The sequence below is a fragment of the Ruegeria sp. CDSB117 genome, from assembly GCF_059611005.1.
The window spans coordinates 14278-35412 of sequence record NZ_JBXWOS010000027.1 but is presented as its reverse complement, the minus strand read 5'-3'; the positions used below and the strand labels follow the sequence as shown (position 1 = coordinate 35412).

General features: G+C 54.5%; 20 protein-coding genes. 11 read left to right on the top strand and 9 right to left on the bottom strand.

Going from position 1 to position 21135, the window contains the following annotated elements:
* The first annotated feature begins 20 nt into the window (after window positions 1-20).
* From AC2FJC_RS21180 to AC2FJC_RS21155, 6 genes are read left to right on the top strand one after another with little or no spacing between them, the layout of a single operon-like run.
* Window positions 21-572 (top strand): TRAP transporter small permease subunit, encoded by a 552-nt coding sequence (locus tag AC2FJC_RS21180; RefSeq protein WP_496741422.1) that lies wholly within the window; start codon window positions 21-23, stop codon window positions 570-572.
* Entirely contained in the window at window positions 569-1873 is a 1305-nt protein-coding gene (locus AC2FJC_RS21175) for a TRAP transporter large permease (protein ID WP_496741420.1), read from the top strand. The genes AC2FJC_RS21180 and AC2FJC_RS21175 overlap by 4 nt, the downstream gene beginning before the upstream one ends.
* A gap of 10 nt (window positions 1874-1883) precedes the next feature.
* Complete coding sequence (locus tag AC2FJC_RS21170; RefSeq protein WP_496725674.1) at window positions 1884-2750, top strand: dioxygenase family protein; 867 nt, start codon at window positions 1884-1886, stop codon at window positions 2748-2750.
* A 21-nt stretch (window positions 2751-2771) separates the two neighbouring features.
* Entirely contained in the window at window positions 2772-3578 is an 807-nt protein-coding gene (locus tag AC2FJC_RS21165; protein ID WP_496741418.1) for an amidohydrolase family protein, read from the top strand.
* Entirely contained in the window at window positions 3575-3952 is a 378-nt protein-coding gene (locus AC2FJC_RS21160) for a hypothetical protein (RefSeq protein ID WP_496741416.1), read from the top strand. Before AC2FJC_RS21165 ends, AC2FJC_RS21160 begins: the two co-directional genes overlap by 4 nt.
* Window positions 3949-5076 (top strand): cytochrome-c peroxidase, encoded by a 1128-nt coding sequence (locus AC2FJC_RS21155; protein ID WP_496741414.1) that lies wholly within the window; start codon window positions 3949-3951, stop codon window positions 5074-5076. Before AC2FJC_RS21160 ends, AC2FJC_RS21155 begins: the two co-directional genes overlap by 4 nt.
* Window positions 5077-5387: 311 nt before the next feature.
* On the opposite strand, the gene AC2FJC_RS21150 is transcribed toward AC2FJC_RS21155, so the two are convergent.
* The 4 genes from AC2FJC_RS21150 to AC2FJC_RS21135 form a co-directional block, all read right to left on the bottom strand.
* On the bottom strand, window positions 5388-6551 hold the full coding sequence (locus AC2FJC_RS21150; RefSeq protein WP_496741412.1) for a phage portal protein: 1164 nt from the start codon (window positions 6549-6551) through the stop codon (window positions 5388-5390).
* 11 nt (window positions 6552-6562) lie between these two features.
* Window positions 6563-7075 carry an HK97 family phage prohead protease gene (locus tag AC2FJC_RS21145; protein WP_496741410.1) on the bottom strand — a complete coding sequence of 171 codons (513 nt, stop codon included), beginning with the start codon at window positions 7073-7075 and terminating at the stop codon, window positions 6563-6565.
* Between the two features lie 52 nt (window positions 7076-7127).
* The gene (locus AC2FJC_RS21140; RefSeq protein WP_496741408.1) at window positions 7128-8381 is read right to left on the bottom strand and encodes a phage major capsid protein; all 1254 of its coding nucleotides are present in this window, start codon (window positions 8379-8381) and stop codon (window positions 7128-7130) included.
* A gap of 187 nt (window positions 8382-8568) precedes the next feature.
* Window positions 8569-9087: a hypothetical protein gene (locus AC2FJC_RS21135; protein WP_496741406.1), complete on the bottom strand. Its 519-nt coding sequence runs from the start codon at window positions 9085-9087 to the stop codon at window positions 8569-8571.
* A 138-nt stretch (window positions 9088-9225) separates the two neighbouring features.
* On the opposite strand from AC2FJC_RS21135, the gene AC2FJC_RS21130 reads away from it, so the two are divergent.
* Genes AC2FJC_RS21130 through AC2FJC_RS21120 form a run of 3 tightly spaced genes read left to right on the top strand, consistent with a single transcriptional unit; the run spans window position 9226 to window position 13326 of the window.
* Entirely contained in the window at window positions 9226-10506 is a 1281-nt protein-coding gene (locus AC2FJC_RS21130) for a TnsB C-terminal domain-containing protein (protein WP_496741404.1), read from the top strand.
* Window positions 10499-11491 (top strand): ATP-binding protein, encoded by a 993-nt coding sequence (locus AC2FJC_RS21125; RefSeq protein ID WP_496741402.1) that lies wholly within the window; start codon window positions 10499-10501, stop codon window positions 11489-11491. Before AC2FJC_RS21130 ends, AC2FJC_RS21125 begins: the two co-directional genes overlap by 8 nt.
* Complete coding sequence (locus AC2FJC_RS21120) at window positions 11488-13326, top strand: TniQ family protein (protein ID WP_496741400.1); 1839 nt, start codon at window positions 11488-11490, stop codon at window positions 13324-13326. Before AC2FJC_RS21125 ends, AC2FJC_RS21120 begins: the two co-directional genes overlap by 4 nt.
* An 832-nt stretch (window positions 13327-14158) precedes the next feature.
* Here the strand turns inward: AC2FJC_RS21120 and AC2FJC_RS21115 are convergent.
* The 4 genes from AC2FJC_RS21115 to AC2FJC_RS21100 all read right to left on the bottom strand — a co-directional run bounded on the left by AC2FJC_RS21115 (window position 14159) and on the right by AC2FJC_RS21100 (window position 16304).
* Window positions 14159-14653 (bottom strand): hypothetical protein, encoded by a 495-nt coding sequence (locus AC2FJC_RS21115; protein WP_496741399.1) that lies wholly within the window; start codon window positions 14651-14653, stop codon window positions 14159-14161.
* A gap of 129 nt (window positions 14654-14782) precedes the next feature.
* Window positions 14783-15190 carry a universal stress protein gene (locus AC2FJC_RS21110; protein WP_496741398.1) on the bottom strand — a complete coding sequence of 136 codons (408 nt, stop codon included), beginning with the start codon at window positions 15188-15190 and terminating at the stop codon, window positions 14783-14785.
* A 60-nt stretch (window positions 15191-15250) separates the two neighbouring features.
* The gene (locus tag AC2FJC_RS21105) at window positions 15251-15700 is read right to left on the bottom strand and encodes a phasin family protein (RefSeq protein WP_496741397.1); all 450 of its coding nucleotides are present in this window, start codon (window positions 15698-15700) and stop codon (window positions 15251-15253) included.
* Window positions 15701-15833: 133 nt separating this feature from the next.
* Complete coding sequence (locus AC2FJC_RS21100; protein ID WP_496741395.1) at window positions 15834-16304, bottom strand: c-type cytochrome; 471 nt, start codon at window positions 16302-16304, stop codon at window positions 15834-15836.
* 263 nt (window positions 16305-16567) lie between these two features.
* Here AC2FJC_RS21100 and AC2FJC_RS21095 point away from each other — a divergent pair, with 263 nt between their 5' ends.
* Window positions 16568-17788 (top strand): APC family permease, encoded by a 1221-nt coding sequence (locus AC2FJC_RS21095; protein ID WP_496741393.1) that lies wholly within the window; start codon window positions 16568-16570, stop codon window positions 17786-17788.
* A gap of 48 nt (window positions 17789-17836) precedes the next feature.
* A complete protein-coding gene (locus AC2FJC_RS21090; RefSeq protein WP_496741391.1) occupies window positions 17837-19453 on the top strand; it encodes an MFS transporter in 1617 nt (538 codons plus the stop codon).
* 9 nt (window positions 19454-19462) lie between these two features.
* Here AC2FJC_RS21090 and AC2FJC_RS21085 read toward each other — a convergent pair whose 3' ends face one another.
* Window positions 19463-21037, bottom strand: coding sequence for a trypsin-like peptidase domain-containing protein (locus AC2FJC_RS21085; RefSeq protein ID WP_496741389.1), 1575 nt, complete (start codon window positions 21035-21037; stop codon window positions 19463-19465).
* Window positions 21038-21135: the final 98 nt, after the last annotated feature.

Sequence of the window (21135 nt, the reverse complement as noted above, 5' to 3'; positions counted from 1 at the left end):
ATCCACGAAAGGGGCCTTTCATGCTGAAGACCGCAGTTGCAGGCCTGTCGCGGGTCGCCAATTCGCTCGCAATCGCCGCCAACGCCTTGGGTACGCTCGTCGTCCTTGCGTTGGTGGTCATTCTGAATGTCGATGTCATTGCGCGTGGCCTGTTTTCAGCCCCTTTGCGTGGCACTTATGAGATGGTGCAGTTTTCGGTCGTGATGATCGTCTTTCTACAGTTGGCCGACGTCGTCAGAGTGGATCGGCTGACGCGCTCAGACGGGTTCCTGAACCTGTTGCACCATCGCCGCCCGGGTCTGACAGCCAGCCTGAGGCGCATCATCAACGCCATATCGGCAATCTTTATGGCCTTGATTGCGTATGTGACCTTCCCAGAATTTCTTCATATGTGGGAGACACAGGACTACTTCGGAGTACCCGGTCTTTTCACATTGCCATGGTGGCCGGTCAAACTGGTCATCGCGTGCGGTACTGCGCTTGCCTGCGTGATCTTCCTGCTCAAGGTCGTCACGGCGCAGGACCGTCCGCAACTTATTCGCACCCCTGAACATGACGAGGCCGCAGAATGACGCCGATTGAGATTGGCCTGGTCTCGGTCGTTGCCATCGTCTTTTTGATCTACGCAGGCGTCTACATTCCGATTGCTTTGGGCGTAGTCTCCTTCGTGTCGATCTGGCTGATGCGAGACAACTTCACGCTTGCGCTCAACCTGCTGAAGGTTGCGGTAGGCGACAGCGCGATGGAATACAGTTTCGCGACCATCCCACTGTTTACCTTTATGGGGCTTATCGTCTCAAAAGCGGGACTAGGCAGGGATATTTACGAGGTCATGACCATGCGATTTCGCAAGGTTAAAGGCGGTATCGGAATGGCGACCGTCGGAGCCAACGCCGTGTTTGCGGCCGTTACCGGGTCGTCCATTGCGTCTGCATCCGTGTTTACCAAGGTCTCGGTCCCGCAAATGATGGCGCAGGATTACAACCCACGCTTTGCTGTTGGCGTGGTAGCTGGGTCTTCGGTTTTGGGTATGATCATCCCACCATCGGCCATGTTGATCATTTACTCCTTTGTTGCTGAACAATCCGTGGGGGACATGTTCCTGGCAGGGGTCATTCCGGGGATCATGCTGGCGATAGCTTATGTGGGTGCGATCTGGTTTATGGGCCGTTTCACCCCTGCATTTGTGGGCGGCCGGGTCGTCGAAGACACCGAATGGATGTCCGGGCGCGAGATCGCATCCAAGACCCTTCCCACATTGTTCATTATCACGGTAGTGCTCGGTGGCATTTACACAGGATGGCTAACCGCTGTCGAGGCGGGTGCCGCCGGGGCACTGGTTGCGCTTGTGATCGCAGTCGTACGCAAGTCTATGACACCAAGAGCGTTCTGGGACGCGTTGCTGGAAACCGGTCATATTACAGCGGCGATCTTGTTCCTGATTACAGCAGCTTCGATTTACAGCCGCATGCTGGGACTGGCCGGGCTGCCCAATCAGTTGCAGGACTTACTTGCGGGGAATTCAGCGTCCTTTTGGTCGATCATGCTGCTCTACGTCTTCTTGATGCTTTTTCTGGGAACTTTGCTCGATACGGCGTCCATCATTCTGATCGTCGTCCCGCTGTTCCTGCCCATGGCCGAAGCGTTGGACATGTCGTTGATCTGGTTTGGGATCGTCACCGTAGTCGGAGCCGAAATCGGACTATTGACCCCGCCTTTGGGCATATCTTGCTTCGTCATCAAATCGACGATCAATGATGACCGGATATCACTCAAAGACGTGTTCATGGGCGCGCTTCCCTTTGCGTTCGTGATGCTGATCGTTCTGTTTATTCTGATCGAGTTCCCGATCCTCAGCCTTGCCCTGATTTAAGGAGGCCCAGATGCGCTCTGTCACCAAAGACAATATCACCGACGTGTTCATGGGATACCTGTCCAAGGACACCGATCCGCGGATGCGAGAGATCATCGGGTCTCTGGTCAAACACCTCCACGATTTCGCGCGGGAAACCAACCTGACACATGACGAATGGCGCGCCGGGATTGCATTTCTGGAGGGCTGCGCTGCGGTGGAAACCGAGGACAGGCATGAATTCGTGCTCGCCTCGGATGTGCTGGGCCTTTCGTCATTGGTGGACATGTTGCATTCTAGTTCTGATGCAACAAGTTCATCAGTGCTTGGCCCTTTTCATGTCTCTGGCGCGCCGCCTCTGCCATTCGGCGGGGATATGAAGCGCCACTACGGTGGACCTGTGCTGCTTGCTGAAGGCGTGATCCGGGATACCGATGGCAATCCGATTTCCGGTGCAGAACTGGATATCTGGCAAACCGCACCGAATGGAATGTATGCAAGTCAGGACGAAGAACAGGACACCTTTTCTTTTCACGGCCTGATGACCACGGGTGACGACGGTAAGTATGCATTCACGACCGTCAAGCCAGTTGAATACACGGTACCGTCAGACGGGCCTGTCGGAGACATCCTGCGCGCCTGCGGCCGCCATCCCTGGCGACCTTCGCACCTGCACTATATCGTCAAAGCTCCTGGTTATCGATCTTTGGTGACTGAGATTTTCCCCGACGACGATCCTTATTTGGATCAAGATACGGTCTTTGGTGTTCGGGATGATCTGGTGATGACCTATGCCGAAAGGCCAGTTTCGGAATTTCCGGATGGCATGGAGCTTTCTGGTAAGATCACTGAACCTTTCTTGCACGTGAAATTCGATGTGAAGCTTGCCAGATCCTGAACGATATTGAGGAGGCTTGAGGTGCTGAAACATATCTTCATTTTAGGTGCCGCGCTGTTTTGCAGTACCGCCATCGCAGAAGAGCGCCCGATCTTTGACGCGCATATTCATTACAGCCACGATGCCGTCAAACTGGTTCGTCCCGAACAGGTGGCCAAAATCCTTCGGGACGCGGGCGTCCGTAAAGCCCTGGTCTCCAGCTCGGATGACAATGGCACTCAACTATTGTTGGCCGCAGCACCAGATATCGTTGTTCCTGCACTGCGCCCTTACCGTCGCCGCGGTGAAATCAACACCTGGATGCATGATGAAACTGTAATCGACTATCTGGAAGCAAATCTAGCCAAGAACGACTACGAAGCCATCGGCGAGTTTCACGCTTACGGAGATGACATTAAGACGCCGGTCATCCAGCGCATGATTGCACTGGCGAAAGAGCGGAATCTCATTCTACACCACCACGGCGATCGAGAGGCAGTTGACCTGATCTTCGAAACCTGGCCGGAGGCAAGGGTATTGTGGGCGCACTCTGGCTTTGATGATCCAGCGAGCGTTGTTGACGCGCTGGACACGTATCCTAGGCTTTGGGCCGACCTGGCATTTCGTTCAGACATGGTCTCACGAGGCAGTATCGACCCGAATTGGAAGGCTGCATTCGAAGCCCATCCCGATCGGTTTATGGTCGGTACGGATACATTTGCGCCGGAACGCTGGTACTATGTCGGCCCCCACGCAGATTTTTCGCGTGAATGGCTGGATTTGCTGCCGGACCAGATTGCGGACAACATCGCCTATGCCAACGCAGAACGTTTGCTGGCATCAGAATGATCCGCAGCGCTGTCTGGTTTATGATTTGGTCCAGCACGGCTTTTGCTTGTGACGTAACTGGGCAACGTATGATTTCGGAAGTTCAAAACGCACCCGAGGTTTATCTGTCCGTCGATGAAATTCCGTTGGCTCAACCGTTTTCCGTACTGGTTTCTATTTGTAGTGAAACTGCCGTGGGCCAAATGCGTGTGGATGCAATCATGCCCGCTCATCGACACGGTATGAACTATACCCCCAAAGTTAGCGCATTGGGCGGCGGAGCGTTCCGTGTTGATGATATGCTGTTTCACATGCCGGGTTTGTGGGAGTTGCAGGTCGATGTCGACATCAATGACCAATCAGTTTTCTACTCGTCAGAAATTACGCTGAAATGAAGCTGTGGTTTACAGCTGCGCTAATAGCCCTGACAGGTGCAGTGCGTGCAGAGGTCTTGTTGTCTGCAGACGAAATTGAACAAACGCTTTCCTTTGGGCCTTGGCCACCATCCTTCCATTCGGACCCAAGCAATAGAGTTTCGAACAATGCCAGAGCGATCGCGCTTGGAGAGGCCTTATTCAACAATCCGGTGTTGTCCTCCGACGGTGCATTTTCTTGCGCAAGTTGTCATGATCCGGAACAGGCATTTACAACTCCAGAGGCGCGGGCGCTCGGCCGTGTGCTGTTAGATCGAAACACTCCATCACTGCGGAACCTGGCCGGACTCCGCTGGTATGGGTGGGGTGGCAAAAGCGATAACCTTTGGGCAGCCAGCCTGCATCCGATCATCGAAGAACAAGAGATGGCGCACAGCCCCGAAAGCCTAAAAACAGCAATCTCTGAAAGTGCCTACATTGATGACTTTGAAGCTATTTTTGGCGTCATCCAAAATCAGGGCCCTGAGCTTGTTCTGGTGAATACTGCAAAAGCTCTTTCGGCTTACTTGGAGAACTTGGTTACCGACCGGACGCAGTTTGACGATTTTCGCGATGCCTTAGAGCGTCGAGATTTTCCAGCGGCTGCGTTCTACCCCGAAGCAGCCCAGCGAGGTCTTCAGCTGTTTTTAGGGCACGGGAATTGCGTGTTTTGCCACAACGGCCCGAGGTTTTCCAATAATGAGTTCCACGATGCCGGTGTACCATATTTTCTGAATGAAGCCGAGGTCGACGAAGGTCGTTTTGGTGGATTGAACTTTTTGCTCTCAAGCCCCTATACACTGGACGGCGACTGGAATGACGATCCGGATAAGCATGGTGCTTGGGCGGTTCGAAATGTACGCCGGAGCCACGCTGATTTTGGAACCTTCCGCACGCCCAGCCTGCGCGGGGTGGCTGAAACCGCACCCTACATGCATGACGGCAGCCTAAGGGATCTGAACGCTGTGATCCGACATTACAGCAAAATCAATACGGAAAGGCTGCACGCCGACGGTGAAGCCATTCTCTCGCAATTGAATTTGTCTGAGCAAGAGATTGCAGACTTAGTTGCGTTTTTGATGACGTTGTCCAAGGCGCCTTACTAAAGCGTTTGTCTTTAAAGCCTGGGAATGGGTTATTTGGTAAGCTGGTTCGGCGACTATCGTTAGCAGTGCCGATGAGGCGGTGCTGCTCGCTCCGGGTCAGAATTGCTTGACGTTTGGGTCAGAAATGGATGACGTGATCGGCCGATTTGTTGAGGTTTTGAAGTCGATTGAGTCCAATATCAGTGACGTTCCACAACACCACTTAAGTAATTGGTAATAAACGGAAAAGTCGACGTCGCTAAACGCCGACCTACCAAAAAATCACCAAAAACAATTTCGATTAAATCGCAGGCGAAAAAGCTTCGCGAACGTCATTCTACCAAAGGTTCAGTCGAGTCGTTCGCATTCGTTTTGCCTTCAGTTGGGCCGAAACCTTCGATCTTGCGAACTTCTTCTGGCGTCAGCACCCGTGAGTCCAGGGCGATTTTGTGACCGGCCCAACGCTGCGCAGGATCAGCCCGAAGAAAGCCCGACATATCCAAATCCAGCCTGTAACCTTTTGCGCGTTCGTTAGCGGTAAACAAAGCGCGCGCCATTTCCTGTTCGATCCGCGATACATGCGCGGACAGCGCCAAAGTCGCAAACTGTCGGGTCAAAGACTCGATGTTGTTGTAGCTGGATTGCTCAAGCACGTTGACCAGAACGCCGGGCACGCCAAAGGCGCGGCAGATTTCCAGCACGCTAAACTTGCGCGACTCCAACAGTTCGGCGTCTACAGGCGAAACCAGAGGCAGGGGGGTGTAGGTCAGCCCTTCTTCAAGAACCGCTGGCATACCCCGATTTGCGCCACCAAATCGCGTCACCCAGTTTTCTTTCAAGCGGCGGGCAGCGTCTTTCGACAACAGCTTGTCATGAGACAGAACACCGGAAGGCTGCGCCATGTTGCGCCAGTTCGTGTTGGCGAATTCCTCGGTTGAAGTCGCCATGTCGATCGAAGCGGCTGCGCGTTGCAACTGGCTTTCGCCATAGAACCGTGATCGCCCCCGGTTCTTCACATGGATGTATTCACCCGCCAACAAGCGATGAGACGCGGCCATACCGCCAGCCAGCGTTTCTTCGGTGTAGTCGAGAACGATCCGACCTGACGGTGTTTGCGCCAGATTGGCAAGCGCCCAAGGAACCGGAACTAAGCCAACAATCTGACCTTGGCTATCTGTCATGATCCGAGCGGCCCCATTTCCCCGCAAGAGGATTTCAGCCACGAGGAATTCGACGAACGCGTGCCAGCTTTGGCTTTCGTTCACACCCTCGACGATCAGACGGTTAAGCGGGTGATCCGTGACGGGTTCGTCACCCACTTTCACGCCAGCGGGCAGGCTGGCGATAGACCCGGCAATCAGATCGACACAAGCCTGCACAATCGCCAGCTTTTCGGCGTGCGGCTTGTTCGTGGTCGCTGGCGTCCACCCGTCGTTCGCCGGGTTGCCTGCTTCGGCGCGGGTTTCGCGTTTGGTGAGAAGGTCTAAAAGTCCCATGCCGTAAATCCTCAAATGGTGTCGAGATAGCGCGCAATACGTGCCCGGCGTGGGGCTTGGCTGCGCAGATCGGTTGTAGTGCCGGGGTACGCAGGGAAGGCGGTCACGACCGAAATTTCGATCAAGTCCACCCGCCGCAATTCGCGAAGCCCGTCGGGCGTAATGTGTTCGCCCCCGGCAGCGACCGAAAATCCGATCGACACGCCACCCAGCGACCCGGCGGTAGCTAAACCGCGAATGTCTTCTGCTTGAGGGGTGTCGGGTAAGTCGATTTCGTAGTGAAGACCGTCGGGGCGTTCAGATAGCCTCAGCGTGCCGCTCTTTGTGCGAGCCAGCAGCTTACCAGCGTCATGGTTGACAAGGGCGAGAACGTCACGCCCAGAGGCGAGAGACGCAGAGAATGCACCGGGGGCAACGCGTTCGCGACGCCCGGCAACGGTGGTTTCAGTGTTGAAGGGTACGGCGATCCCGGTAAGCGTTCGCCCGGATGATAAAATGCCGTTTCCGGCGTGGCGTCTTTCCATAGCGGTATTCCTCAAAAGGCACGGGGCGCCCGAGGCGCCCCGCCATTGTCATTTAGGCTTTGATCGCCAGCGTCGCGAAGGACTCGGGGTGTCGTACCGCAATGTCAGCGGCCATGATCGCCCGCACACCTACGGCGCCTTTCGAGAAGTATGCGTCGCCGTATGGGTTAACCATCAGATCAAGGGCACCCCACATGCCGACAAGCACATCGGAGAAGCGACCGGCGGTAATTGCTTTGTCACCCGCTGCCATGCCCGGCAGATGGGTCGAAGTCGCAACCGGAAGGTTTTCCATTGTCGCGCTGCGGCCAATGCCCGACAGAAGGCCCAGCAGCCTGCCGTCAGCGTCTTGAAGCTTTCGCAATTCCTTCGCGACCGTCGGCGACATGGCAAAGCCGCTGGCTTCGGAATTCGCTTCCGCCAGCGCTCCAATGAGGTCGATAACGTCAACTTGCGAAATGGCGCCCGATGCAGCGGTTTCATAATTGTTGACGCCTGTTTGGTTGTGAATGCCTGTCGGCTCATTGCCGGAACCGCTGCCGACGAACACCGCCTTGTCGAGTGCTTCGGACAAAACGGCAGTCAGATCACCACGGATGATCCCTTCGACGGCGGGCACGGATTGCAGCAGCATGGTGCGGCTGAACGCGGTGCGCGCGCCCAGATGTTTAGGCTTCATGCTGATCTTGTCGAAGCCCGGGTCGGACTCGCCAATTGTATCGCCGTCAGCGAACCAGCCCGCAGCCGAAGACGAAGCGAGTTTCGGAATATCCAGATCACCGCGCAGGCCGGAAACGAAACGCACGCCCAACCGATTGGCGGCTGTACCAGCGCGCAGTCGGTCGACAATTTCGTTGGCATGATCGGTTCCGATCAATTCGGCGCCGGAAGTTCCGTCAACTGTACGCGTTTCGGGCGCCAACGCTTCGAGAGGCACGGCAACGCCTTCGAAAGAGCGGGACTCGCGACGGGCAAGTTCCCGCCCGACTTCACGTTCAAAGCCGTCGCCGGCGCTCAAACCGGCTGCGCCTGCGATTGCGCGTGCGACCGAGTATTTCGATCTGATTTCGGCGGCGAAGTTGTCGCCGGTATCAGCCGGATTGCCCGCCATACGGCGTTCGGCGTCGTCAAGTGTGGTCTGGCGCTGAATACGCTTTTCGACCGCTTCAAGGTCTGTGCGCAGTTCGTTGAACCGTGTCTCCTGAGACTCGCTCAGGTCGCCCGCTTCACCAGCAGGGGCATCATTGATGCTGCACATTTCCGCAGCAATCTTCGATCGTTTTTCGATCAGGTCGCGTAGTGCCATATGGCTTGCCTCATTCATTATCGCCCGGTTGATCGACCCCCGATCGACCCGCCGGGCGCGGTGTCGTGGGGTATGGCGCTGCGGTGAAATGATCGGATGCGGTGGCCTTGGCCGGGCGGGGCGCCGATCAGAACTTTGGATAACCGGATGCGCAGCCACCCGGTTGAGGTAATCCCCGCCGGGCTTCCTAGTTTTTCAGGTATTGAAACGCGCAAATGTCGTAGAGACGATTGCCGTCGATACAACGAATGCTGCCAGTCGGTAGGCCGTATCCGGGCGCCTTGCGGAACGATAGCGTGACGTTGTTGTCGTCTGCCTCAGCCACAAACACTTCGCCGACGTGCCCGGCTTCATCAACGAACAAGTCTGAGTCTTTGATGCTTTCCAGATTGGGAAGGCCATCCAGCCAACCAGAGATATCAGCTTGCCTGATATTCTCGTAGACTGCTGCGACCTCTGCCGTCTCGGGGTTGCGGCCCTGCATTGCCAGTGCGAGTAAAACGCCTTCAACGCGGGCTTCAGCGTGCATCGTATATCGCGGAGTGCCGCGCCCTTTGGCGTAGCCGTGTTGGGCCGCGACGAAATATGCGGCGGTGTCGACGGAACGCCCGCCATAACCGGCGCCGTGAAGTCGATATCTAAGATCAGTTCCAACGAAACTAATGGATTGCGGCCTTTCCTGTTTTTCGTTCGAAAATTCGAACAAATTCGCCGCTCTAAATTATCGTTCGCCGAATTAACCGTCGTCGCCTTTCCCCCAATGCGCGGGGCGCGACCTTTCATTTCTACCGTGCAGAATTTTCACTATCCCGGGCGGTGCTGCGCCCTTTAACGCTTCTATCCAATGGAGCGTGTTGAGATAGATGAATGGTGCGTTGATCTGATCACGATACTTGCTGAACGAGGCGCGCTGGATCATTTGAGTCCCGAAGAGCTCGCCAAGCTGGATCGTGGGCGTCGTTGGCTCTACCTCGCGATCGACTGTGCCACGCGATGTGTGGTGGGCATGCGACTGGCGGAAAAGCCTAGTTGCCAAGACGCCATGGCATTGTTGTCTGATATCACACGCGACAAAACGGACCTCGCAATAGCGGCTGGCTGCAAGTCGACCTGGCATCACCATGGCGGGTTGAGTTCCCTGGTGACCGATCTTGGTGTTGCTTTTGTGGACGATGCTTTCCGAAGCGCAGTCTTTGATGCGCATGGGGTTGTTGAGACCCCACGTGGCGGGCTACCGCGTTTGCGAGGGCGCGTGGAGCGGATCTTTCGAACCTTTGGGACGGCCCTGATGCCGCTTCTCGCCGGTCGCACTTTTTCTGATCCTAAAGAGCGAGGAGACTATCCTTCAGAAAAGATGGCCTCTCTTTCAGATGATGTGTTGATGGAAATCCTCATCCGGTTCGTTGTGGACGTGTATCACAACATGCCGCACCGCGGGCTGAACGGCGAAACACCCAACAATTGCTGGAACCGCCTCGCCGAGAACATGGGCGTTGTCACCAAGCTCGCAGAAACCACCCGACGCAGAGCCTTTGGTGTGGGATGTCGCCGACGCGTCCTTGGCAAAGGAGTGAGGCTGTTTGGCATCGACTACTCCTGCCAGGCACTGCGTGAGTATTATGTGCACCACCGCCGCCGTCACGTTCATATCAAAGTTGACCCGAACGACCTCGGTTGGATCATGGTTCAGATCGGAAAAAAGTGGTTTGCGGCGCGCGCTCTGCAGAAGTGCTTCGATGGAGTGTCTTATGAGCATTGGGAAGCGACCGCACGTCAGCTGCGGCTGAAGCACAAGGCCGAGGCCGTGCTTCAGGAGAAGATCGTCTCTGACGCATTGCAAGCCATCATTCAAAAGAACTCAGAAGAAGAGCGTCGGTTCGGGGCTGTCCTGAAGCGTCAGACACCTGCTGGGCTTAGACGAGCTAGGGAAGAACTGTTCCAGGGTTTGAGCATCGAAACGGATGATCCTGAAGGCTTTGACCTTCCGCCAGAGCCAGATCTATTCGGCCATGTCATCCTGTCATTGGACGAAGGAGAAAACACCACCGAAGTTACAGCTGGCCAAGGGCAAAGCCCCAATGGGGATCGTCCCAGACCTTCGAAATGGAGGATTGAAGATGACTGATCTCCCTGACAATCCATCTGATGAGATTGACGTCCAGATTGCGCGTCTTCGAGACATGTTCGTTTCACATCAGGTGTTCCACGATCTCAAACTGGTTTTTGATCGTCATCTGCGCCAAAGACGAGCGGCTATCCGATTGGATAGTCGCAGCGAGGCGCGCGGTATTGCTCTGATCGGGGCGTCTGGCAGTGGGAAATCCACCGCCGCAGACCGCTTGTTTGATAATCACACTGACCTGATCCTGCCAACGGCGGGCCAGGATGTAGCGGAGGTGATCCGGCTATTGGTGCCGTCACCCGCGACGCTAAAGAATGTTGGTACGACGATCCTGTCCGCTCTGGGATATCCGCTCGCCAGAGATAAGTCGGTAGGTATCATCTGGACGCAGGTGCGCCAGTTCCTCCGAATGCGAAGGACCTTGTTTGTGCATCTGGACGAGGCTCAGGACCTCTACAACAGCAAAGGCGTCAAAACCCGCAATGACGTGGTGAACACCCTAAAGTCTCTGATGAACGATAAGGATTGGCCGGTTGGTCTCGTTCTGTCTGGCACGCCCGATCTGATCGAGATGATCAATTCGGATGTTCAGCTTAAAAGGCGCATAGATGTTGTGCACCTGGGTGCAGTGAGTTGGATTTCCCACGAACCCGAGATCACAGAGATCTTTACTGAGTTCGCTGGGAAATCTGGTCTGATACCTTCCATCGAACTTCAACAGAGAGAGTTTCTCAAGCGGCTGGTCCATGCAGGTGGCAATGAGTTTGGATTGTTCATCGAAATGTGTCTGAGCGGGATAGAAGAGGCGCTTTATAACGGAGATACCCAACTCCGTCTTGCACACTTTGCAGAGGCATTCCGGCGCAAGTCGGGGTGTATCCCTGCATTCAACCCGTTCCTCGCCCAAGACTACCTGAGCATTGATGTCAGAACCATTATGGGCTGGTTGGATCCTGATGACCCTTCGCCGGATGGAGGATTGTCATGACAGCACTACTCGCTCTGACTTTGACTCATCATCACATGGAAACCCCTGCCTCTTATGTCGCCCGGCTGTCACGCCGCAATCGCAGTATTCCGAGGGAGTTCTGTTCAGATCTGGGTCTGAGATGGCCCCATATCTGTTCGGCCCATCCGGATCAGCTGGAGCGACTGTCTCAACTCGCTGGGGTGCCACTTGAGGCGTTGGAATTGGCGGCATCCAGATTGGTTGGCCCTTGTCGGTACCGCGTCGGGTATTCCTTTGCCACCACAGGTTCGTTCCGCAGGGCTACCACCCGAACCTGCCCTAGGTGTATTGTGGATGTCATTGATGGGTCGGGTCCCGAGAACGCGTTTCAACTTGTTGAGTGGTTGGTGCTTCCGATTGGGACCTGCGAAAAACACGGCGTTCCGCTGCTCCAGCTTCCCAACGCGTCATACGTACATCGCACCTATGATGTGGTTGAACAAGTAACGCGTCACCAAGATCTAATCTTTGAAGCCGCTCAAGACGCAACATCGCTTAGGCGATCCTCGTTTGAAATCTACCTGAGCCGTCGTATTGAGTTTGGGGTCGCCGGTGACTGGTTGGACTCGCTGGAGTTAACGCATCTTCATCAGGCTGCTCTGACATTAGGTATGGCGATTGCCATGGATCGCGGCGTCGGCCGCTCGGATTTGGACTTCGAACAAGAGCGTACTTCCATGTCGGCTGGTTTCGAGGTTCTGAAGAGTGGGCCGGAAGCCCTGAAATCTGAGTTGGAGCGTGCCAGGCGCAGGTCTTCCGCAAAGCGGTCCTATTTCACGACAGATATGGGCGAATTCTACACCTGGCTTAAGGAAACTGAAGAGGACCCGGCGACAGCAGTCCTCAGGGCTTGTGTGCAGGATTTTGTGCGTGAAAACTATCCGCTGCAGACCGGTGCGAAAGTTCTGGGTACGGAAATCTCGGCACCCAAACTCATCACGCTTGAACGCGCGCGGGAGCTACATGGGGTCGGCGAGGTCCGGGTGAGAGGTATTCTCGCCCATCTTCGCGGTATAAATGCGAGCGACCTGTCATACATGAAAGATATCAGCCATGAGGATCTGGCTGCCGTGCTCGATTTCTGGTCTAGGTTGCAGAATATCAAATCCACCGCGGTCCAGCTGAATATCCATCCGGTCCATGTTAAGGCACTGATCCGGCACAATGTTCTGGAAGCCTACCGGTTTGGAACGTCTCTGCGCTATGTTCCATCGTCCTCGGTACAGACCTTGCTGACTAGGCTTGAACGCCTACGCATTGCCTCTCGGGCACGTCATAGGTTGCCCCTCTCGGAGTACAGTCGACAGAGCGGGGTGGCCCTGGCTCGCGTTGTCGCCGATTGGGCAGCAGGCCGACTGACCGGCGTTTGGAGAGATCCGGACGTAGAGGGGTTGGCTGGAATTCTTATCGACTGCGCTGAGATCTTGGAAAAATCGGAGCGCGTGTTTTCTGGTGATCTGTCGCTTCTGGATGCAGCGGCGCGCTTGAGAATTAGTATCGGGTCAATCCGGCTCTTGCGGGATTGTGGATACCTTAAGCAGGTAAAGCTGCGAAACCCGGACACGCAGCATTATCGTTGCTACATCACTGAAGAGAGAATTCAGACGTTTGAAGAGTCCTACGTAACGCTGGGCCAAATGGCAGAGCAGTTTGAGATCGCCGCGATCCATTTGGCTCCGGCACTGAATCGCAGAGAAGTTGAGACAATCCCCTGCGAGGCTGGGTTTGTTCGTGCGTACCCGAACGAGACACGGGACGTGGTTCGGGAACTGGCGATTGTGGGGGTAAAACGTCAATCTAAACTGACTGCTTGAGTCAACAAAAGCTGGTGGCGGAGCTAAGTTGATGTTCCGCCGCTCATGCTCATCAGTTTTAGTGACGGTCTATCGATTGGGGCAACTACGTTGAACTGCTGTACTGCGAGGTGAAGAAACATGACTAGCAGTCGAAGAAGTCTTACTGAACGGCTTTAACCAATATGGGAGGCCGTAGGCAAGCTGGGCGCGAATAGTCCCGAGCTTAATCTAAAGGCCTATCTCGATGAGATGTGGAGCGAAGACGAAACAACTACTGTTTCTTTGAGGACTGGAAAGGGTCTGGCTCGACGAGACGAAAAAATTGCGGAAGATATTGAGGCCCAATTCAAGATGATTGCGGTCGCCTATGCCACTGGAGAATTGGATGAGATCGACCGCGTAGTTAACTACCTAGCGTTCATACGTCGCATGAAAAAGCAGGGTGTTTACGAAATTGGACACTGGAGCGATGAGGACCCAGATGGGTGACGATGTAACTAGAAGGTGGTTCACGTAACACCCGTTCAGCAATGTCCAATGGCTTTTATCTAAGGCCTTCCCTCCGAGAACTCAAAACCTGACATTTAGGCGGGACGCGGCGAATGGCTCGAAGGAGCCCAACTCGGACCAAGGAAGTTCTCGTTGCGCGTGCTCGCAGCACGAAAATTGCCGCGACCGCATCATTTTTTAACGCCGCTGTGCGGCGTGAGGAGCGGCCATTCATTCGGGATGCAACGAGATTGTATGCGCCAATCTACAGGTTGCGGACAATCCTGCCTCTCAATTCATAAACCCAATACCCGAACTAAGGCTGAGAGCCGACCTACATCGCGAGGTATTTTGATGCTCCTTACCTTACCTGAAGTTGGCGCATAAGGACCTCAATCATCTTTTGTGCCTCCGATGCATCAAGCCGACCGTGCTGCAACAAAAACGCTGCGACATCTCTATCTGTGTACCGCCCTGCAAGTACGTCATCGCGCAAGATTAACTTTTGGCGCGCAAATTCGGCGGCGTTATCGTGGCAAATAATGCATTTTTCTTTGAATAGACGGCCAGATTGTTGGATGAACTCGAACTGCTGTATGAGCACATTGACTTCTTCGTCTGACAACTTGCCGTGTCCTGCCTTAAGATAGTCAATGACGGGGCGACCAGAAGCTTTTCCGACAATGCCACATTCAGACACAATCAATTTTTCGGAGACAAAATCTCCTGCGTGCGGCAGGTGACAAGACGCACAGTTTTCTTCGTAGATCAGATGTGGATTCGAATGCTGGGCAGTCGAGGAAATTGCCCAAATTCCAAGACCGATTGCTATGCCAATTTGGACAAACCGGTTCATGTTCCAAGCGTCCGAGTAGTGCGAAAGACAATCCATTGTTAGAATAGGCGAATTTGAAGTGTCGATCCTTGACAAGTGTCAACTTGAAAGCAGGCTGGCGCTTTCTCGGTAGGTTTACCAGAAACCGGTTCAGCGGACCACGTGGACTGAACATTTGGCGTGGTGAACGACCCGGTTCGCAGTCGACCCAATAAATATGTTCTCGATTCCCGGCTTGTGTGAGGCCAGCACTATGCAATCGATGTCGTTTTCATTTGCGAAATCAACGATCGCTCGGCCAGCGCTCCCCGAGACAAGGCGCGGCTTCGCACTCGATAGCTCCGCAGCATTCCGATGTAAGCTTTCCTGAAGTTCTTTTCGCGTATTTGCCAGAACTTCCTCGGGTATCTGAGATGCCACATATGCAGGGATCGGTTCCTGCACATGAAGCACTGTGAATTCCGCATCGGCATTCGCCAGCAAACGAACAGCGTCAAATGAGGCCTGTGTATCGTGACCTTTGTCCAGTGCGACTGGTACCAGAATGTTTTTATACATATGAGCTACCTTCCATTGCTCCAGCTGCGATCGTTCCGACCTCTGCGGTGATACGGCTCTCTATACCGGTTCTGATTTCGAAGACTTACCCGCTTTCTTTGCTGTGCTTGCAACATCATCTATTGTCTTTTCCACAGCTTCGGCTTCGGTTTCCGCTGCATATGCTGCACATCGGGCAACTGTTTCGAACCATTCCTGAGCGTCAGCCACAAGGCGTTCGGCTGAGTGCTTCTGCCACTCAGCTATGGATTGCAGCGCTTTCGCCGGATCAGTCGGGTCTACAGCAGACGCCGAGCGCGCAGCTTCCAGCGCGGTTCGCACAGCCTCGTGACGCCTCTCAAACCAATGTTGAGCAAAGGCCTCTGCCTCTTTCAGTGACTTCTCCTGCGTGTCCCAAAATTGCTCAAGCTGAGCGCCCAGAAACGGATTGGCTGTAGTAGTCGGCTGCATCTGCTTGAAAATATCTACAAGTGCGTTGGAGTAACTTGATTTTGGCTTCCCTTCAGGCATCGGAGATTCCTCCTCATCTTCCCAATGCTGAATGTTACCAATTCCCGTAGAAAATAACCTTAATGTAGATCAACCGGCGTCAACAAACGTGGGCAGTGGTGCTCTACAATCTAATGGCGGCATTTGTACCAAACTACTCGATTTGAATAGACTCCAGATAGTAAATCACATTTGCCAACGGAACACCTGCGAACATCGGCTGGCCGTCAGGCATGGTCAGCGCAACTTTTTGATCCGAATCCAATGCTGGTCCGAAAATGGGCATTTCTCCGCCATGCGCGAGCAACGGTGCGCGACCATCAATTTGGCGCGCCACCGCCTCAATCGGAAAAACGCCGTCGTTTTGGGCCGCGAGCCTCGTCAGATCAGGTGTCCTTATCGCCAGCATCTCTGCCATTGGACCATCTCCTGTGGCCTCGAAACCATGGCATTGCCAACAATAAGTTCTGTAGAGATCGTGCCCATTTTGAAGGTCAATATCCTGCGCCAGTGCAGCACTTGCAGCAAATATTGACAAAAGAAGTCCGCGACAAACTAGCATCTGTTCCTCCTCCGAGATCAGCATTTCGAGTTGAAAATACGCGATATCGAATGAATGCTTCATTGATCTCGCTCATATTCAACCTTTGAGTACCAGCTGGGAAAAACCATCACGAAACGACGGTCGCAGCATTCGGATCCGCCTCTCTGATCAGTCTTAGCGCCTGATGATATAGATCAATGCCAAATAAAGAATTACATATCAAAGTATGAATGTTTCAGAAGGAGCTCGGCATGAGCGGTGATGAGCCCTTGGTTTATCATCGGGGTGCTTGTTTGCGGCACAGCCTCGGTACCCAGACAATTGTCCATCAAGGAGTGAGGTGAATGCATACAGTTGATCCACCGTCCCCTAAACTCCGACGTTCTCTCACCACCCCGTTGCTTACATTATATGGGCTCGGTGTTACCGTCGGTGCGGGAATTTATGTGCTCGTCGGCGCAACCGCCGAGGCCGCGGGCCCTTATGCTGCAGTTTCGTTTCTTGTTGCAGCGCTCGTCGTTTCGCTGACGGCTTTGTCGTACGCCGAACTCGCGACACGCTATCCCGTAAGCGCGGGTGAAGCGGCATACGTTGAAGCGGGATTTCAAAGGGGCTGGATGGCGGTTCTAATCGGTCTTGCCGTTGCTGCGTCTGGGATTATTTCAGCCTCCGCTGTTGCGATTGGGGCGGCCTCATACCTTCACACCCTGACGGGGCTTGGCACCGCATTGCTTACGATCTGCGTTGTGTCGGTCATGGGGCTGATTGCACTCTGGGGCATTACACAATCGGTATTTGTGGCAGCCGTGATCACGGTCATCGAGATCGCGGGGCTTCTTTTTGTGATTGGCTGGGGCATGTCTGTGCAGGAACCGCAAGGCCATGAAATTAGTGAGATGATTCCGGGGCTCGAGCTCAGTACCTGGCGCGGTATTATGGCGGCATCTCTGCTGGCTTTTTTTGCCTTTGTCGGCTTTGAGGACATGGCAAACGTCGCGGAAGAGGTAAAAGACCCAACCCACACAATTCCAAAGGCTATCCTTTTGACGCTCGTTCTGGCGACGGGTTTGTATCTAGCGACCTCGATCACGGTCCTGCTCGTTGTTCCTATCCATACCTTGTCGACCTCGGCCGCCCCACTCACGCTGGTTTTCTTCGACGCACCCGAAGTAATCAAACAAGGGTTCGCCGCAGTCGCGGTTGTTGCAACAGTCAATGGCGTCTTGATCCAGATGATTATGGCGTCGCGGGTGATCTATGGTCTTGCCGACCGGGATCATCTTCCGAAAATACTGGCGACTGTCCCGCAGGTTACCCAAACACCGGTCGTCGCAACCCTGTTGGTAGTTGCGATAATCCTTCTGCTGACGCAAACTCTGCCAATCGGCATACTAGCGGAACGCACATCCCAGATCGTTTTGGGAGTGTTTGTTTTGGTCAACATCTCGCTGATAGTGCTGAAGTCCCGGCCAGGGTCAACTCGGGAACATTTCCGCGTACCTCTTGTTGTGCCAATCCTTGGGGTGCTGACCAGCGCTCTGCTTTTTGGTGCCGGATTTCTCTGAGAGGAAAACCGACAGCACAGGGTCATCAGAACGGGGTCCGACTGACGCATGAACACTGACCGATCAACAATTGGAAGGCGGATTTCAGGCTGGTGGCACCGGACTTTCGTTGATCTGGTCGCACAATTGCAATGGTCTTACTTGCCACCATTGATGGTTTACTTTGCGGCCGGGGTTTCGGGACTAACATCCGTCGTCGGTGCGTTTTTTCTTAAGGACTATCTGAATCTATCCGCCGCTTTTGTTGCGGGATTGGCATTCTGGGCCGGGTTGCCGTGGCTTCTAAAAATGCCGCTGGGTCATCTAGTTGATCTGTTCTGGCGCTGGAAATCCCTGCTGATTGTTGTTGGCGCATCCCTTATCACGGCGTCATTGCTAATCATGTACAGGCTTGTGGCTGCGCCTGACCGAATGGCCGGCATTATGCCACTAGAGGATTGGTACGTCGTTGCCTTGATGTTGGCTCCTTCAGGTTATGCCATTCAGGATGTCGTTGCTGACGCCATGACAGTCGAAGCAGTGCCGCAATCGGACCGAGACGGACGCGCGTTTATTCAGGACGAAGTTCGTGCCCGGCACACCACCATGCAGACCCTCGGCAGGATTGCGATCATATCCGGGTTTGCAGGGGTCGCCGCGGTTAACATCTGGATTTTTTCGGGGGCGGAAAATCTGGAGCAAGCCGATCGTTTGGTTCTCTACGGTCGGGTCTATCTCATTGCCCTGGCTATCCCACTGTTGTCTGTCAGTGGAGTGGTTCTTCACGCTCTGATACAGCGTCGCCTCGTTCGTCGAGGACACCTTCCGCACAGACCAGATCAAACCACCGAAGTCAGGTGGACGATACTGCTGGGCGGACTTGCGTTTGTTGTTCTCAGCATAGTGTTGGGAACCGCAAATTTTGCCTTCGCGCAAGAGACCGTTTTTGCGGTGTCGCCCACGGTCATTCTCTACCTCATGTCGCGTTTGCTGAGAGAGCTGGAGTCGAAACAGGCCAAAGTTCTGATCGGGACAGCAACTATCATTTTCGTTTTTCGAGCAGTTCCCTTGCCAGGACCGGGCCTGACCTGGTTCGAGATCGACGAGCTTGGGTTTGACGAACAGTTCCTGGCCATTCTAGCGCTTCTGACCTCACTACTTGCTCTGCTTGGCCTGATTATCCTCAGGCCGTTTATGGCAAGTCGTTCGATTGCGCAGGTTGTAGTGTTACTCACGATCGCCGCCGGAGTGCTGTCCCTGCCAAACCTTGCCTTGTACTACGGGGTGCATGAATGGACGGCCGCGCGCACAGGTGGGGTCGTGGATGCAAGGTTTATCGCCATTCTTGACACAGCCGTTGAGTCACCGCTGGGTCAGATCGCGATGGTCCCAATGTTGGCTTGGATCGCGCGCAACGCCCCAACACATCTGAAGGCTACCTTTTTTGCGGTCATGGCGTCGTTCACCAACATGGCATTGTCAGCAAGCAGTCTCGGTACAAAATACCTGAATCAGATCTTTACCGTTACCCGCGCGGTTACCGATCCCAGAACGGGTACCGTTGCCTCCGTCGCTGACTATAGCCACTTAGGGAACTTGCTGATTACCGTGGGCTTGATCTCTGTCATCATCCCACTGGCTGTGGTTTTTCTTGTGCAAAACTCGCCTTATCAGACGCGCGATTGAATATGCGGATCAATCGCTTTCATCGAGAAGTATCTTGAGGTGTGACACCGGAACGCCAATATTCGAGCCGCCAAATTCCGGTAAGATCGCGGCATTGATAGCAACCACCTCGCCGTTTCGGTTCAGGGCAGGTCCGCCGCTTCCGCCGGTTGTGGTTTCCGCATCATAAACGACCGCACCGGGGCTCGTCTGGGCGACGATCCCCCGGCTGGCCAGAGGCCTGATCTTGTTCTGCTCTGAAAGGTTTTTGGCAATCGACCAGAAATCGACGGTGCCATCGCTCTCAAGCGTTTTCAGAAAATCCGGACCGGCCTGCACAATCAAGGCCCTAAGGCCAGTCGGAAATCCAAGCAGGAAGACTTCTTCACCTGCCCGCGGCGGGTCAGGTGCCAGCGAAAGCCCAAGTCCTTGAACCCGGCTCGCATCAACAGACAGAAGCGCCAGATCGGCCGTTTTGCTTGCCCTAAGCAATACCGCTTCCATTGGCTTGGATTGCTCTGGCAGATAAGCCAGCAGACTAAGTATCTCGGCCTCAAGCCCTGCGGCCTTCAGGGCCTGCGCCCGATCCCCGGTCGTCCAGGGCAAGGCGACATGACGGTTGGTCACCAAAAGAGAGGTGTCATGCAGCAGAAACCCGGTTCCGGAGAACTGAAACTCTGCCGGCGCGCCTGTTGCATCCGGTTCAATCCATGGTTTCCCAAATGGAGTTTTTAGTTTCTCCCCGTCCGGGCCAAGCACATGCCGCAGCAATTTACCGCTTTCGGTTTGTCGCAATCCGTAGGCCCCTTGGATAAAGGCAATGGATCTCGTCGAGGCCGTGACTACCCGCCTGGACGCACCTGCACGGTCTTCCAATGTCCCAAGGCGCTGCTCGGTGGAAATTACCTGGTTGTCAAACGCCTCTCTGAGCGCGACCAGATCATCCGCCGTCAATGCATCTTCTCGTGTCTGTGCGAGCATCACGGCAACCGCCTCGATCTTGAGAGATTCCTGTTTAAGGCTGTCCGCCAGCTTCCGGTCGTTCTGAAAAAGCAAATAGCCAAAGGCAAAGATTAGAAGAAGTACACCAATAACGGTAACCCTGAACAAAACCGTGGTTTGTGAGGCCAGCCGACGCCCGCCTTCGCGCAGCGCACCGGACATTTTTCTGGCCAAGGGTCGTCGGCTGGAGCGTGTATACACATAAGCGTCACTTATTATGTCTTCGACCGTGTGATGTGCAGGGAATGAGTGGTCACACACCCTGTAGCGCGACATGGGGCCCTCTTCACCGAATTCAATCATGTCGCCATGCCCAAGAATTGTTGAAGCGGTTTTTTGACCGTTGACCCAGATTTCCCGGCCGGGCAACGCGTTTAGCGTGAAACCGCCTTGCGACCACTGAATGGTCGCCACGTCTTCGTCATGCGGGGGCAAATCCTCTTTCCGCCTGAACTTCAGGATACGATCAGGACCCACCGAAGCAGCCAAAGCGTTGCCGACAAGCCAGGTAACGGTTCCGCGGGACGGCCCCGTCAAGCTCTCCAGAAATGCACGGACATCGCCAGTTTCACTTTCCACATCGCTTTTGTCAGGCGTCCGCATCGTCCATCTCAGTTCTCTAGCGCTATTGGCACATTATCATGCCCAGCAGTGAAACCGCTATGGTGGGCAATAATGTGCTCGTTTTAAGAACACCAAGG